This window comes from Elioraea rosea (assembly GCF_007644105.1).
Classification (GTDB): domain Bacteria; phylum Pseudomonadota; class Alphaproteobacteria; order Acetobacterales; family Acetobacteraceae; genus Elioraea_A; species Elioraea_A rosea.
The window spans coordinates 45316-60417 of record NZ_VFAC01000002.1 but is presented as its reverse complement, the minus strand read 5'-3'; the positions used below and the strand labels follow the sequence as shown (position 1 = coordinate 60417).

The window sequence follows — 15102 nt, the reverse complement described above, 5'->3', positions numbered from 1 at the left end:
CGTATGGACGCGCACGGATCCATCACGGTCGACCCCATCACCACGTCGGTGGTGCAGGGCGCGCTCGAGAACATTGCCGTCGAGGTCGGCTACAAGCTGATGCGCATGTCCTACTCCTCGATCATCCGGGAATCGGAGGATTTCGGCGCGGCCCTAGTAGATGCCGAGGGGCGCGGGCTTGCCGAGAGCGCGCAGTCGACCCCGCTTCAGTCGGGGCCGATCCCTGGCTACGTGAAGCACATGCTGCGCATACTCGCCGCGCGCGGAGACACCGTTCGGCCCGGCGACGTCATCATGCACAATGACCCGTATGGTGGGGCGAGCCATGGCCCGGATGTTGCCTTCATCGTGCCGGTGTTCCACCAAGGCGAGCTCGTCGGCTTCTCCGGCACCACGGCGCATCATCTCGACATCGGCGCGCTCACCCCAGGCTCCTGCGGCATCGTCGACGCGATCGATGCCTATGCGGAAGGGCTGCAGTTCCGCGCCATCAAGGTCTACGACAGGGGCGTGCGGAACGATGCCGTGTGGCAGATCCTGCGCGACAACATCCGTGCCTCGGACCTCGTGGTGGGTGACATGGAGGCGCAGGTGGCGGCGAGCCGCATCGGCGCCGAGCGCATGGCCGCACTGGTCGCGCGTGTCGGCCTGCCCGCGTTCCGCGCCGCCTGCGCCGCGCTGATGGATCATGCAGAGCGGCTGATGCGCCGGGCCATTGCGAAGCTCCCTGAAGGGTCGTGGCGGGCCGAGACGTTCATCGACGGCTATCTCGACGACCCCGACCCGTCGCGCCGCGAGCTTCCTCTGGTCGCGACCGTGACGAAACAGGGCGACGGACTGATCGTCGACCTTACCGGCACCGCCCCGCAGGTGCCGGATCGGCCGATCAACATGCCGCTGACCGGAACGGTCGATGTCGCGATCTGGCTGACCATCCGGTCAGTGCTGCTCGATACGGCGATCGTCGGGCACGTACCGGTGAACGAGGGGCTCACGCGGCCAATCACCATCGTCGCGCCGAAGGGATGCCTCGCGAACCCGATCTACCCTGCACCGACGATCGCCCGATTCTGCCCGGGCAACCAGCTCGCCGATACGGTGATGAAGGCTCTCGCCCAGGCGGTGCCGGGCCAGGTCTCGGCCGGCATCGGCAACCTCAAGGTCATCGCCTTCTCCGGGCTGCAAGGCGAGAAGCACTGGGTGCACATGGAGATCTTCGAGGGCAGCTATGGCGGCCGTGCCGACGCCGACGGGATGGACGCGGTCGATACCCTCTACGCCAACACCCGCAACAACCCGATCGAGGATATCGAGACGCATCTGCCGCTCCGCGTCGAGCGATATGAACTGCGCGAGGGCAAGGTCGGCGCGGGCCGGTTCCGGGGCGGCCTCGGGTCGATCCGGTCCTTCCGGTTCCTGACCGATGGCGGCGCGTCCGTTGAAGGCGAGGGGCATCGGTTCCGGCCATGGGGCTTCGATGGGGGCGAGGATGGCGTGCCGGCCAGGCTCGAGATCCTGCGCGCCGACGGTTCTGCGCAGGCGCTTCCGTCAAAGGTCCCGCATATGGCGGTGAAGGCCGGTGACACCTTCGTGTGCGAGGGCCCTGCCGGTGGCGGCTACGGCTCTCCCGTGGAGCGCGACCCGGCAGCAGTCGCGGCTGACGTGGCCGATGGGCTTATGTCGAGCGATGCCGCACGGGAGACATTCCGTGTCGCGCTTGCACCCGATGGCACGCCCGACGTGGACGGGACGCGGAGGCTGCGCAGCGGCTAGCTGCGCCCCTCTGCTCGTCAGGCCACGCGGCTCTCCGCCGACCAGACGCCGGCCCCGCCGTAGCGGGTGACGGTGCCGTCAGCCGCGATGGCGAGGAGGTGAAGCCACCGGTTCTCGAACAGGGCACGTACCGATGGATGCCGTTGCAGGATCGTGTCGATCGCCTCGTGCGGCGCCATGACAAGGACGGTGAGCCGCAGCGGCTCGTGCACCAGGGCCTCGCCATCGTGCACCGACTGCCACGGCAGGCCGGTGCGCAGCACGCCGCCATTGCCTTCGAGAACGCCGATGCCGCCGGTGACGTTGTGCAGCAGCTTGTTGCCGCCGCCGAACGCGTCCGGAGCGACGACCGATCCGTAGTATTGCAGGCTGATCCAGGTCGCCACGACGACAGGCGCGGTGAGGATCAGCTCGAGCACGCGGAATCCATCATCCGATCGCCAGTCATAGTCATGCAGAAATGCCCGGCCGCCGAGGTCACGCCCCGCCGTGATGCTGCGCGGCGCTGCGATGAACGCGTGGCAGCCGGCGAGGCCCCATTCCGGACGCGTCTCGGCCCAGTCCCTGCCGCGGCGGATCACCGCTTCACCGGACGTTGCGCGCGGCAGGCGGACTGCGCGTTCCGTCCGTGCGAGCGCCGCGGCGCTGGCGAGCCATCCTCTCACCCGCGCAAGCGCCCCGGCGGGTCGGGCGGGAGGATGATCCTCAGCGAACAGCCGAACCTCGTCGGTTGTGGTGTCGTGCAGACCAGCGAGGAAGAGCGTGTCGTCGGGCATCGTGATGCCGCAGCCGGCGAGGCCCTGGCGCACCGCGCGGTCGTTCAGCAGCGCAGCGAGAAGCCGCGCGCTGACATCGCCCTGGTGTCCGCCACAAGCGCCGCACTGGAGCGCGCTCGCATGCGGGTTATTTGCCACCTCCGCGCCGTGGCCGACAAGCAGGACGATCGGCGCGAACCCGCTGGTCAGCGACATGCCGCGCAACACGCCCTCGGCGATCGCGACGCGCTGCTCAATGGGGAGCGCTTCGCCCAGCTGTGGCGGCCGCTCGGCGCGCACGCGGCGGGTAAGCCCGAAGCTATCGCGCAGCAATGTCCAGGCATGCAGCAGCCCGGCCGATTCCACGAACGCGAAGGAGGAGACCGCAGCTTGGCTGAACCGCCCCCATGCGCGCTTCGTCCGGGCAGTGATCCGCGCGCGCTCTGCTGCATCGTCGGCCGGCACTGCCTCGCATGTCCTGAGGCTTGGCCGGAGGAGCACGGGCAGCCGGTTCTCGACGACGTCTGACGCGAACGGCCTGTGCGCCACGGGAAGGCCAAAGAAGCCCGCGAAGCCGTGGGTGCGAATGCCGGGGTCGACCGATTCGAGTGCCCTCCGGAACACCTCCGAGCGGACGTCGATGCAGAAGGCCGCCTGCAAGGCCAGCCGTGCCGTTTCGGCTAGCGGTGGCGCGGTCGTGATCGAAGCGAGCAGCTCCCGCTGCGCCGCACGCTCCGCCGCTGCCTGTAGGATTGCGTCGATGGCGTCATCCGCTGACGGGACCACTGGCTCTGCGTGCGCTGCGATCGCCTCGCGCCAGCGCGCCTCGATCGCCGGCGCATGGCGGGCGTAAAGTGCTTCCTCCCAAACCAGCCGCATGGCGAGCAGCCCGGCCATCGTGCCATCGGTTCCGCCGGCGAGGTCCGCCTCGAATCCCCGCTGCCTGGCGAGCTGTGCCCAGCCGCCGAGCGTCATCAGAAGCCGGTGCAGAAACGTACCGAGCGCCGGACCCGGAACTCCGAGCGTCGCCAGGGCCCTTTCGGTCGCCGCCCCGGCCTCCCCCGGCGCCGAGGCGACATGGGCGCAGAAGCCGGGCAGGCCGAGGATCTCTGGCGTCAGGTCGCGCAGTGCCGCAGCTCGCCATGAGGTGTAGAGCGAGCCGCGCCGCGGCACGGGCCAGAGCGCCTGGCCTGCATCGAACCAGCCGCCCGCGAAGGCGCCGATGCGTTCGGCGATGATGCCGGGCCAGTCGGTTCCCGTTGTTTCGGCCACGAGGTCGGCGACGGTCGGCAGGGCGTCAGGCGTGGGTTCCGGCCTGGCGAGCGCCGCCTTCAGCGCGGCAACACTGGCGGGGCGATGCGTCTGCGGTGCGTCGGCGAAGGCTGCTTCCAGGTCGCTTTCGGTGATCGTGCTGGCGGCGATGCGCCCGGAATACCAGGACCGCGGCATGGTGGCCCGTACGCCACCAACGCGCCGAAGCCGCGCAGCCGCCATGGCAAGGTCCTCCTCCGCCTGGCCGAGGAACGGATTGACCGCGACGGTCGCGGCGAGCGGCCAGGCCGGAGGGATCGCGCGCTGCGCCTGATCCAGCGCGTTGGCGAGCGTCGGTGTGGCGTGCGGGTCGAAGGGCATCGTCAGCCTCCGCAGGCGGCGTTGCGCGTCGACCAGCCGTTCAGGAACCGGTCGGTCAGGGCGTTGACGTAGAGACCGTTGGCGAGATGGACGCGGAGGCCGGCTGCGGCCGGGTGCTGCGCCCAGAGCGGGAAGGTTGCCTGCGCGAAGGCTGCAAGGGCGAAGCTCAGCACCGCAAGCACGATCAGTACCCATTCGAGCGCATCGGGCTCGGGGGGCGGCGGCAGCACGCCGGCGGTGAGCGCCTCGGCCGCGCGCTGCAGAGCGAAGTAGCCGGTGGCCGCGACCGCCGCGGCGGCTGAGGTGCGGAGCGTGAGCGGCCCTGGCGCCGCGTCGGCGAAGCCCTGGGCCAGAAGGTAGGCGACACCGAGGACAAGGATGGCGCCGAGCGCGATCGCGGCTGGCGACTTGCCGTCGAAACTGAATGCGGCGCCGATCAGCCCATACAGGGCGAGCGCAGCGAGGAAGGCCCGCCCGACTGCCCGCACGCTCGGCACCGCGACGGGGCCGGGGCGCGGGATCGCCGCGACCGTCGCTACCGCCCTGCCAGCAGCGAGGAAGGCGTGTGCCTTGTAGAGCGAGTGGGCGATGATGTGCAGCAGCGCGAGCGGGAACAGCGCCAGACCGCATTGCAGGATCATGAAGCCCATCTGCGCGATGGTGGACCAGGCGAGCGCTGTCTTAACCGCCGGCTGCGTCAGCATCACGAGGCCGGCGAACAGCGCGGTGAAGCCGCCGATCATCGCCAGCGCCGCGAGCACCCCGGGGGCAGCCAGAAGCACGTCGGCGAAGCGGATCAGCAGGAAGCCGCCGGCGTTTATCAGCCCGGCATGAAGCAGGGCGGAGACCGGCGTTGGCGTCTCCATCACCTCCGTCAGCCACCCATGCACGGGGAACTGTGCCGATTTGAGCAGCGCAGCAAAGGCAAGCAGTGCGGCCGCGCCGACGGCAGCAACCTGCGCCTCGCCCGCGCGGGCGGTTTCCAGGATCGTGCCGATGTCGGCCGTGCCGAAAGCGAAGCCGAGCAGCAACGCTGCGGCTGCAAGCATCACGTCGCCGGTCCGCGCGAAGATGGCCTTCTTGCGCGCCGCGCGCCGCGCCGCTGTCCGGTGCGCGTAGAAGAGCAGCAGCCGTTGCAGCCCAAACCCGGCAGCGACCCACGCGAGGACGAGGACGACGAGACTGCCCGCCTGCACCAGAAGCAGCGCGGCCGCGAGCGTCAGGCAGAGCCAGCCGGTGAACTCGCCCTGCCGCGCCTCGCCGTCGAGATAGGTCGCCGAGAACCGCACCACGACGCATCCGACGAACGATACAAGCAGAAGCATCGCGACCGACACGGCATCGAGCCGAACCAACGCCAATGGCGCGCCGCCTGGCCCTGCGAGCAGCAGGACCAAGAGGCTTGCCGCCGCGACGGCGACCGCCGCAAGTGCGGCGAGCCCGGCTGCTCGCAGGCTGGCGGTCGGGCGCAGGCCGCGTCCGCGGAAGGCGACGAACGCAGCGGCAGCAAGGGCAAGCGGGGCGAGAAGAGGCAGGAAATGGGTTGGCATCGGCGTCGGGCGCTCCGTCGCGTTGGGACGGACAGCCGCATACCAACCACGTTGATTGCAATAAATGATATTGTTTAGACTAAATCGTTAAGATAAACAGAACAACGTGGCTGACCTTAACTACCACCACCTGCGCTACTTCCGGGCCGTCGCGCATGAGGGGAACCTCACCCGCGCCGCTGACGCGCTGAATCTCGCGCCCTCTGCGCTCTCTGCGCAGATCCGCGCGCTCGAGGATCGGCTCGGCCATGCTCTGTTCGAACGGAGCGGGCGGCGCCTTCTGCTCACCGAAGCCGGACGCATCGCGCTCGCGCATGCGGATGACATTGCCGCAGCGGGAGAAGAACTGCTCGCCACGTTGCGGGAGAAGCGACGGACGCAGCGCATCCTGCGCGTCGGTGCGCTCGCCACTCTGTCGCGCAACTTCCAGCTGGCCTTCCTGCGCCCGGTGCTGGGCCAACTCGATGTCGAGGTGATCCTCCGCTCTGGGGGCATGGCGGAGCTGCTACGCGCGCTGGAAGCGCTCAGCCTCGACGTCGTGCTGACCAGCGAGCCGCCGGGCTCCGCCGCCGGAGGTCCCTTCGTCGCCCATCGCCTCGCGGAAGAACCGGTCAGCCTGATTGGCCGCCCGGCGCTGCTTGCCGGTCACGCAACCTTGGCGACACGGCTTGCAGCCGCTCCACTGATCCTTCCGACGCCGGAGAGCGGCCTGCGTGCCGGGTTCGAGGCCTTGCGCGAGCGGCTCGGCGTCACGCTGCAGATCGCTGCGGAGGTGGACGACATGGCGATGATGCGCCTGCTCGCGCGCGAGGGCATCGGCCTCGCCGTGCTGCCGCCCATCGTCGTGCGCGATGAGCTTGCCTCGGGCGAGCTCGAGGAGGCCGAGCGCCTGCCGGGGCTCGTCCAGCCCTTCCATGCCGTGACGATCGCGCGCCGATTTCCCAATCCGCTGCTGCGCGAGGTGTTGCGCGGCGAGGTCGTGATCCGGCGGGAGTGAGCGGCAGAAACATCGGCCGGCACGACCTTGATGCGTCGGCGGTCGGCACCGCCGGTGGACAAGCGAACGGCGTCGCGCCACGCTGGCCAAACACCTTCGGAGTGCCGCCATGAACGCCATGCCGCCGACCAACTCGCCGATCGTCTCAGCCTTCATTGCGCGGACGCCAGGCAGCGCCGAGAACTACGCGACAGCGCAGCGCCTGTTTCCCGGCGGGGTGACGCATGATTCGCGCTACGTGCGGCCGCATCCGCTCGCGATCGTCCGAGCCGAGGGCGCACGCAAACGGGACGTCGACGGCAACGAGTATGTTGACTACGCAGGCGGCCATGGTGCACTGATCCTCGGCCACGCACATCCCGCCGTGATGGCACGCGTCTCCGAGCAGTTGGCGCGCGGCACGCATTATGGTGCCAACCATGCCCTCGAGAACCGCTGGGCCGAACTGATCCAGGAACTGATGCCGAGTGCTGAGATGGTGCGCTTCACCAGCTCAGGCACGGAGGCGACGCTGATGGCCTTGCGCCTCGCCCGTGCGGCGACGGGGCGGGCCAAGCTGCTTCGGCTGCGCGGCCATTTCCATGGCTGGCATGACCATATGGCGTTCGGCGTCACCAATCACTTTGACGGTACGCCTACGCCCGGCGTGCTCGGTGCGCTCGCCGAGAACGTCGTGTTCGTCGACCCGAATGACGACGCGGGGCTGCTCGGGCTGCTCGATGCGGAGGGAAGCGACATCGCGGCGGCGATCCTCGAGCCGACGGGGGCGACCTACGGCCAGATGCCCCTTCGCCCAGCCTTCGTGCGACTGCTTCGTGAGGAAACCGAACGGCGCGGCATCGTTCTGGTATTTGACGAGGTCGTCACGGGCTTCCGGGTCTCGCGGGGCGGGGCGCAGGAGGCGCTCGGCATCCGCCCCGACCTCACGACGCTTGCGAAGATCCTCGCGGGCGGACTGCCAGGCGGCGCGGTCGTCGGCAGGCGCGACCTGCTCGAGTTGCTCGACCCCGAGCGGGCGGCCGCGCGGGGCGTGGAGAAGGTTCCGCATCAGGGCACGTACAACGCAAACCCGCTTTCGGCGGCAGCAGGGATCGCCACGCTCCAGATCATCCGCGACACCGACGCGGTTGCGCGCACCCATGACTATGCCGCGAGGCTGCGTGCCGCGCTGAACGACGTGCTGGTTGAGGAAGGGCTGAACTGGGCGGCTTATGGCGCGCACACGGGCATCCACGTGTTCGTCAACCCGAAGGGTCTCGAGGTCAGCCCAGGCAGCTTCGACCCGCTGTCGATGAACTATGCCGAATTGAAGATTCCGCGCGGCAACCAGACCGTAACGAAGCTGCTTCTCGCCATGCGCACCCGCGGCGTGGATTTCGCGCCCTGGCCCGGGGGACCAGCTTCGGCCGCGCACACGGAGGACGATCTCAGCCGCACCGTCGATGCGTTCCGGGGCGCCATACGCGCGCTGCGCGAGGAGCGGGAGATCGCCTGATCGTCAGCCTGTGACATAGCCGAGCGTCCGATCGCGCTCGGCAGCTTTCGGGTCGCGGCCGGCGGGATGGCCGAAGCCGCCGCCGCCTGACGTCTCGAGCCGGACGATGTCGCCCCTCCGTAGCGCGACGCTATCGCTTTTGGGCGCGATCGGCGTCTCGACGCCGTCACGAACGCGCGTCAGCCGGCCGAGGCTGCCGGGCTTGCCGCCCGCGAGCCCGTAGGGCGGGAACCGGAAGCGATCCATGTTCGCGGTGAACACGCAGGCGCGGCTCTCGACGCGCCACTCGCGCACCAGGCCAAGCCCGCCGCGGAACTGCCCGGCGCCGCCCGAATCCGGCAAGAGGCCATAGCGCGTGATCGAGAGCGGCATCGTCGCTTCGATCATCTCGATCGGGATGTTGGAGTTGTTGTGCATTCCAAACGACCAGGCGTTGACTCCATCCTTCCGCGGATGCGCGCCGGTGCCGCCGATCTCGATCTCGACCAGAACCTCGCGACTTTCGTCCTCGGCGACCGTCTGGAAGGTCGCCACATAGGATCCGCCGTAATACGCCGCAGGGATGCGATCGGCCAGGGCCTGATGCAGGGCACCGAACAGCACGTTGGCGAGGCGGTGCGTGGTGGCGACGCGATGCGCGACGGAGGCGGGCGCACGGCAGTTCACCACGCTGCCGGGTCGCGAGACGATCCGCACCGGCCGGTAGCAGCCGGCATTGGCCATCACCGAGCCATCGGTCGCTGCGATCACGGCATAGTAGACGGCGCAGTGCGACATCGCGGGCGTGCAGTTCACCGGACCCGACTGCTGGTCAGCGCAGCCCGAGAGATCGACGGTGATCTCGTCCCCCGCGATGGTCACCGCCGCGTGCAGGCGAACCGGTTCGCCGCTGATGCCGTCATCGTCGAGGAAGTCCTCGAAGGCATAGGTTCCGTCGGGCATGGCGCGGATGGCCGCGCGCATCGCCGCCTCGCTCATGTCGAGGATGCGCCGGCAGGCCTCGATGAGCGTGTCGGCACCATAGCGCGCGGCGAGGCGATGGATCGCCGCTGCACCTACCTCGAGGCTGGCGAGCTCGCTCTGCAGGTCTCCGAGCATCAGCGCCGGCTTGCGTACGTTCTGACCGATCATCGCCCAGACCGCACGGTTCAGCGTGCCGCCCTCGATCAGCTTGATCGGGGGAATGCGCAGCCCTTCCTGGAAGATCTCCGTGGCCGTCGCCGCGTAGCTTCCGGGCGCGAGGCCGCCCATGTCGATGTGATGGCAGAGCGCGCCGACATACCCGACGCGCCTTCCTTCATGGAAAACTGGCTTGAACACCAGGACGTCGTTGAGGTGCTGCGCGCCGCAGTAGGGATCGTTCGTCGCGATCACATCGTCCGGCCCCCAGGTTTCCGGGTCGACGAACTCGTCCAGAAGCGTGCGCAGCGCCGCGCCCATGGAGTTCAGGTGCTGGGGAATGCGCGCGGACTGCGCGACGTTGTTGCCGTCCGCGTCGAACACGGCGGTCGAATAGTCGAGCAGCTCGCGCACGATCGTGCTGCGGCTCGTGCGCCAGATGGTCACGTCCATCTCGGCTGCCGCAGCGGTCAGCGCGTTGCGGATGACCTCGATCTCGATGGGCCCGAGGGTCTTCACGGCGCTTCTCCGTTGCTGTCACGCGTGGCGATCAGGGCGCCAGCCTCGCCGAGCCGCGCGCTCCAGCCGCGTCCGATCCAGTGTGTGGCGAAGGCTTCCTCGACGATCGCGGGGCCTTCGATGGTGCTCCCAGCCGTCAGCGCGTCGCGGTCCCACACCGGAAGCTCCCGCCAGGCACCGCCCTCGTAGGCGCGGCGTGTGCCCTTGCGCGCGGGGCGAGGTGCCGGAGAGGCGACGCCCGGCTCTGGTTTCTGCAGTCGGCCTATCGCCGTTGCCCGCAACGTGACGATCTCCACCGGTTCGTCTGGGTTGGCGTAGCTGAAGCGCTGGCGATGCGTCGCGTGGAAGTCTGCAGCGAGGCGCGCAAGCGCCGCCTCATCCGGAGCAGCGATCTCGCCCCAGGGGATCAGAAGCTCGAACGCCTGGCCGTGATAGCGCATGTCGGCCGCGATCTCGATCCTCCTGTCGGACGGAGCGACGCCGTCGCGCGCGAGCCGGGCATCGGCCTCCTCTCGCAGGGCAGCGACCGCCTCGGCGATCGCGGCAAGCTGCCCGGATTCGACGCGCAGAAGCCGCGAGCGGGCGAGATCCTGTGCGAGATCGGCGAACAGGATGCCGTAGGCCGAGAGGGTGCCGGGGTCGCGCGGAAACACGACCTCTCTGATGCCGAGCTCTGCCGCCACGTCCGTCGCATGCAGTCCGCCGGCACCGCCGAAGGAAAGGAGCGCGAAATCACGCGGATCGAGCCCCTTCTCGAACAGCGACAATCGGATGGCGGCACCGAGCCCGGCATTCGTGACGGCGAGGATGCCCTCTGCTGCCTGCTCGAGGCCGAGCCCCAGGTGCGCGCCCACGCGGTCGGCGATCGCGGCGCGCGCTGCGGGCATGTCGAGCTGCATCGTGCCGCCCAGGAAGTAGTCGGGATCGATCCGGCCGAGTGCGAGATTGGTGTCGGTCACCGTGGGCTCTTTGCCGCCGCGACCATACGCAACCGGACCTGGCGTAGCGCCCGCGCTGCGTGGGCCGACGGTCAGCCGCCCGCTCGCGTCGACGGAGGCGATGGAGCCGCCGCCCGCGCCGATCGTGCGCATCTCGACCATGGGCAGGCGCACCGGCAGCCTGTCGATCTCGCCCTGGGTGATGATCGATCCGCGGCCGTCACGGATCACGGAGACGTCGAAACTCGTCCCGCCCATGTCGACGGCGACGAGATCGCCCCGCCCGAGCATTCTGGCGATCCGGGCGGCGGCAAGCACGCCCCCCGACGGCCCCGAGAGCAGCAGGCGAGCCGGCTGCTCGGCAGCCACGCGGAGGCTGCACACGCCGCCGTTCGACTGCACCAGGAAGATCGAGGGGCTGAATCCGTCCTCGCCGATGCGCCGTTCCAGCCGGTCGAGATACGCGCGTACCACCGGCACGAGCAGGGCGTTGAGCACGGTCGTCGAGCTGCGCTCGTACTCGCGGATCTCCGGCGACACATCTGCGGAGATCGATACCGGCAGGCCAGGCAGCGCGTCGCCGATGTGCGCTGCGAGCAGCCGCTCGTGTGCCGGATTGGCGTGGCTGTTGAGCAGCGTGACCGCAACGGCCTCGCCATCGAGCGCCGCGATCCGCTCGACAAGCCCCTGCAGCGCGACTTGGTCGAGCGGTGTCTCAACGGACCCGTCGGCGCGCATCCGCTCAAGGACGCCGAGGCGACGGTCGCGCGGGATCAGCGTCGGCAGCGGGTCGGGTGCAAGACCGTAGATGTCGCGCCGAACGTGGCGGTTGATCTCCAGCACATCCTCGAACCCGGCGGTGGTGACGAGCACACCACGGGCAAGGCGCCGTTCCAGCACCGCATTGGTGGCGATGGTGGTGCCGTGAAGGAGCAGGCCGATATCGGCAAGCGTGAACCCGAACCGCTGGGCCGCCTCGCCAAGCCCCTTCATCAGGCCGATGGAGGGATCGGCCGGCGTGGTCGGCGTCTTCCACGCGTGAACCTGGGTGCTTCGCGCGTCGAAGATCTGCAGGTCGGTGAACGTGCCGCCGATATCAACCGCAACGCGGATCGGACGGAAGGCGGGATCGAACGATGACAAGGGCGTTGTCCACGATGACGGTGGGGCTTCAGTCTGCGACGGGAGAGCGGGATTGAAAACCCGCGCTCTTCGATTGGACGCCTTGCCGAAAGCGCCCGAGCAGTGCAACGATCACCGCAACAGGGTTTCTGCCGAGTGCGCTCGGTCAGGCGGGCGTCGCGACCGATGGTCTGGAACGGGAGGCTGGCATGAAGATGCGCAACGTGTTGGGCGCGGCCTTGGCCGTGCTCTGTCTCCAACCCTTCGGCGCTGTGCGCGGGCAGGAGCTGCCGCAGCTCCAGTTCAAGGCGATCGGGCTGAACAGCCCGACCGTCGCCTCAATCGTCGACGAGGTGCCGTTCTGGCGCGAGACCATTCCGCGCGCGTCGAACGGCCGCATAACCGTCGACATCACGCCGCTCGACCAGATGGGCATCGACGACCGCACGATGATGCGCCTTCTGCGCCTCGGCGTGATGGACTTCGCCGGCATGGACATCTCCAAGATGGCCGGTGACGATGCGCGGTTCGAGGGCTGCGACCTTGCAGGCCTCACGCTCGACGCTGACAAGGCGCGGGCAGCCTGCGATGCGTGGCGTCCAATCATCGATCGCCAGATGCAGCGCAACTGGAACGCGAAGCTGCTCGCCTTCGGCGGCAACCCGCCTCAGGTTTTCTGGTGCCGTGACGTGATCAGCGGACTTGACGGCCTTCGCGGCAAGAAAGTTCGCGTCTTCAACAACACCATGCGCGACTTCCTCCAGGGCATCGGCGCAACCGCCGTCAGCATGGCCTTCGCGGAGGTGGTTCCGGCGTTGAACAGTGGCGTTGTCGACTGCGCTGTCACCGGCAGCCTCTCGGGCAACACAGCACGCTGGCCGGAGGTGACGAAGTCGCTCTATCCGATGTCTCTCGGCTGGAGCATCAATGTGCTCGCGGTGAACCTGAACACGTGGAACCGCCTCGACGCACGCGTGCAGCAGTTCTTCCTCGACCAGGTGAAGACCTACGAGGACAAGATGTGGAAGACGTTGAAGGAGGCCGACGCGCAGGCCGACAACTGCAATTTTGGCCGTGGCCAGTGCACGATGGGTCGGACGGCGAACATGACGCTGGTACCGGTGAAGCCGGAGGAGACCGAGACGCACAAGCGCCTGGTCGAGGGCGCGGTGCTCGCGAACTGGGCCCGCCGCTGCGGCGCAGAGTGCACGCGCGAGTGGAACGACACGGTCGGCAAGGCACTTGGCCTGACCGCGCCGGTTCCTTGATCGTCGCCGAGTCCGGTCCGGCCCAGCTGCGCCGGACCGGGCTGCTCTCCCGCCGAAACGTCCCCGACTCGTGGGAGGAGTGATGGGCGCGCTGGCGAAGCTGGCTCGGTCGGGCCTCTGGTTCGGTGGAGTGCTGATCCTTCTCGCCGCAATCCTGATCGGCATCGACGTATTCCTGCGGAAGGTGTTCGTCGTGTCGATCGGCGGAGGGGACGAGCTCGCCGGCTATGCGCTCGCGATCGGCACGGCCTGGGCCCTGGCGGCGACACTGCTCGACCGAGCGCATATCCGAATCGACTCCCTCTACATGCTCTTTCCATCCGCCATTCGGATCCTACTCGACTTGGTCGGGCTCGTGCTGCTTGTCGGGTTCTTCGGCCTCGTGTTCTGGCACGGGCTCGGCGTCTTCGAGCAGTCCTGGACGTCTCACTCGCGCAGCCAGTCCGCGCTGGAGACACCGCTGATCGTGCCGCAGGCCATCTGGCTTCTCGGGCTTGCGATGTTCATCCTTGTCGGCGCGGTGCTCTTCCTTACGGCGCTGGCGCGGTTGCTGCGGGGAGATCGGGCAGGCGTGGCGGAACTGGTTGGGACGCGCTCGGCGGCCGAGGATGTCGCCGAAGAGGTCCGCGCCGCCGAGCGTCGTCGATGATCCAGACCACCATCCTGATCCTGCTCGGACTTCTCGGCGCGGGGATACCCGTTGCCGCGGCTCTTGGCGTGCTCGGCCTCACCCTGGGCGAGATCTATGGGCGCTTCCCTCTTCATCTCGCGATGGGCGAGCTCGCGTGGTCGACCTCGAACTCGTTCCTTCTCGTCGCTGTTCCGTTCTTCGTGCTGCTAGGCGAGATCCTGCTCCGCTCGGGCACTGCGGAGAGGATGTACGCCGCGCTGGTGCAGTGGCTCCCCTGGCTGCCCGGGGGGCTGATGCATTCGAACATCGCCGCCTGCGCGCTGTTCGCCGCCACATCCGGCTCGAGCGTTGCCACCGCGGCGACGATCGGCACGGTTGCGATGGGCGAGGTCGAGCGGCGCGGCTACAGCGAGCGGCTCTTCCTCGGCACGATCGCGGCGGGCGGCACGCTCGGCATTCTCATCCCGCCCTCGATCAACATGATCGTCTATGGCGTGCTGACGGAAACCTCGATCCCATCGCTCTATCTCGCAGGGCTCATTCCCGGCGTCGTCCTCGCTGGCCTGTTCAGCCTGACGGTCATGATCGTCTGCCTCGTGCGGCCTGGGCTCGATGGCGAGCGCATTCCCACGGACTGGGAAGGCCGCTTGCGATCGCTGCCTGACCTTTTGCCGCCGCTGTTCATCTTCATTGCCGTCGTCGGGTCGATCTATGCCGGGCTCGCCACGGCAACGGAATCCGCCGCCTTGGGCGTGATCGCCGCGCTCGTTGTCGCCGCGTGGAAGCGGCGGCTGACATGGGATGTGCTGCGCGAATCGCTCGAAGGCACGATGCGCACGACGGCGATGATCATGGCGATCCTCGTGGCAGCGTACTTCCTGAATTTCGTGATCACCTCGATCGGGTTGACCGGCATGGTCAACCGCTACATCACCGGCCTCGGCCTCGCGCCGTTCGAGCTCCTGCTTGTCGTGATCGGGTTCTATCTCGTTCTCGGCATGTTCATGGAGACGCTGTCGATGATGGTGGCGACCGTGCCGATCATCGTGCCGGTGCTGATCCGCGCTGGGTACGATCCCGTCTGGCTCGGCGTGCTGATCGTGTTGCTGATGGAAACGGCGATGATCACGCCGCCGGTCGGCATCAACCTTTATGTCGTACAAGGCCTGCGCAAGCGTGGGCGGATCGACGACGTGATCATCGGAACTGCCCCATTTGTGCTGACGCTGATCGGCATGATCGCGCTTCTGGTCGTCTGGCCCGACATCGCTCTGTGGCTGCCGCGCACCGCTCGCGGGTAGCG

The 15102-nt window shown here is 68.4% G+C and carries 10 protein-coding genes; 6 read left to right on the top strand and 4 right to left on the bottom strand.

Going from position 1 to position 15102, the window contains the following annotated elements; translation table 11 throughout:
• The first annotated feature begins 3 nt into the window (after window positions 1-3).
• Window positions 4-1773: a hydantoinase B/oxoprolinase family protein gene (locus tag FIF60_RS01975; RefSeq protein WP_144183311.1), complete on the top strand. Its 1770-nt coding sequence runs from the start codon at window positions 4-6 to the stop codon at window positions 1771-1773.
• Window positions 1774-1790: 17 nt separating this feature from the next.
• Here the strand turns inward: FIF60_RS01975 and FIF60_RS01970 are convergent, their stop codons facing one another.
• Together FIF60_RS01970 and FIF60_RS01965 are read right to left on the bottom strand one after the other, a co-directional pair.
• Window positions 1791-4160 (bottom strand): YbcC family protein, encoded by a 2370-nt coding sequence (locus tag FIF60_RS01970; protein ID WP_144183309.1) that lies wholly within the window; start codon window positions 4158-4160, stop codon window positions 1791-1793.
• A 2-nt stretch (window positions 4161-4162) separates the two neighbouring features.
• The gene (locus tag FIF60_RS01965; protein WP_144183307.1) at window positions 4163-5710 is read right to left on the bottom strand and encodes a proton-conducting transporter transmembrane domain-containing protein; all 1548 of its coding nucleotides are present in this window, start codon (window positions 5708-5710) and stop codon (window positions 4163-4165) included.
• Window positions 5711-5816: 106 nt separating this feature from the next.
• On the opposite strand from FIF60_RS01965, the gene FIF60_RS01960 reads away from it, so the two are divergent.
• Both FIF60_RS01960 and FIF60_RS01955 read left to right on the top strand, forming a co-directional pair.
• Window positions 5817-6707 carry a LysR family transcriptional regulator gene (locus FIF60_RS01960; protein ID WP_144183305.1) on the top strand — a complete coding sequence of 297 codons (891 nt, stop codon included), beginning with the start codon at window positions 5817-5819 and terminating at the stop codon, window positions 6705-6707.
• Window positions 6708-6816: 109 nt separating this feature from the next.
• The gene (locus FIF60_RS01955) at window positions 6817-8202 is read left to right on the top strand and encodes an aspartate aminotransferase family protein (protein ID WP_144183303.1); all 1386 of its coding nucleotides are present in this window, start codon (window positions 6817-6819) and stop codon (window positions 8200-8202) included.
• Window positions 8203-8205: 3 nt separating this feature from the next.
• On the opposite strand, the gene FIF60_RS01950 is transcribed toward FIF60_RS01955, so the two are convergent.
• Together FIF60_RS01950 and FIF60_RS01945 are read right to left on the bottom strand one after the other, a co-directional pair.
• On the bottom strand, window positions 8206-9840 hold the full coding sequence (locus FIF60_RS01950) for a hydantoinase B/oxoprolinase family protein (RefSeq protein ID WP_144183301.1): 1635 nt from the start codon (window positions 9838-9840) through the stop codon (window positions 8206-8208).
• A complete protein-coding gene (locus FIF60_RS01945; protein ID WP_144183299.1) occupies window positions 9837-11921 on the bottom strand; it encodes a hydantoinase/oxoprolinase family protein in 2085 nt (694 codons plus the stop codon). Before FIF60_RS01945 ends, FIF60_RS01950 begins: the two co-directional genes overlap by 4 nt.
• 188 nt (window positions 11922-12109) lie before the next feature.
• Between FIF60_RS01945 and FIF60_RS01940 the strand changes: the two genes are divergently transcribed.
• From FIF60_RS01940 to FIF60_RS01930, 3 genes are all read left to right on the top strand, one after another.
• A complete protein-coding gene (locus FIF60_RS01940; protein ID WP_144183297.1) occupies window positions 12110-13168 on the top strand; it encodes a TRAP transporter substrate-binding protein in 1059 nt (352 codons plus the stop codon).
• Between the two features lie 82 nt (window positions 13169-13250).
• Window positions 13251-13817 (top strand): TRAP transporter small permease subunit, encoded by a 567-nt coding sequence (locus tag FIF60_RS01935; RefSeq protein ID WP_144183295.1) that lies wholly within the window; start codon window positions 13251-13253, stop codon window positions 13815-13817.
• A complete protein-coding gene (locus tag FIF60_RS01930; protein ID WP_144183284.1) occupies window positions 13814-15100 on the top strand; it encodes a TRAP transporter large permease in 1287 nt (428 codons plus the stop codon). The genes FIF60_RS01935 and FIF60_RS01930 overlap by 4 nt, the downstream gene beginning before the upstream one ends.
• Window positions 15101-15102: the final 2 nt, after the last annotated feature.

Coding starts and splice junctions, on each gene's coding strand:
- FIF60_RS01955 (WP_144183303.1), top strand. CDS start 6,817: ATGAACGCCATGCCGCCGACCAACTCGCCGATCGTCTCAGCCTTCATT.
- FIF60_RS01935 (WP_144183295.1), top strand. CDS start 13,251: ATGGGCGCGCTGGCGAAGCTGGCTCGGTCGGGCCTCTGGTTCGGTGGA.
- FIF60_RS01940 (WP_144183297.1), top strand. CDS start 12,110: ATGAAGATGCGCAACGTGTTGGGCGCGGCCTTGGCCGTGCTCTGTCTC.
- FIF60_RS01965 (WP_144183307.1), bottom strand. CDS start 5,710: ATGCCAACCCATTTCCTGCCTCTTCTCGCCCCGCTTGCCCTTGCTGCC.
- FIF60_RS01970 (WP_144183309.1), bottom strand. CDS start 4,160: ATGCCCTTCGACCCGCACGCCACACCGACGCTCGCCAACGCGCTGGAT.
- FIF60_RS01930 (WP_144183284.1), top strand. CDS start 13,814: ATGATCCAGACCACCATCCTGATCCTGCTCGGACTTCTCGGCGCGGGG.
- FIF60_RS01975 (WP_144183311.1), top strand. CDS start 4: ATGGACGCGCACGGATCCATCACGGTCGACCCCATCACCACGTCGGTG.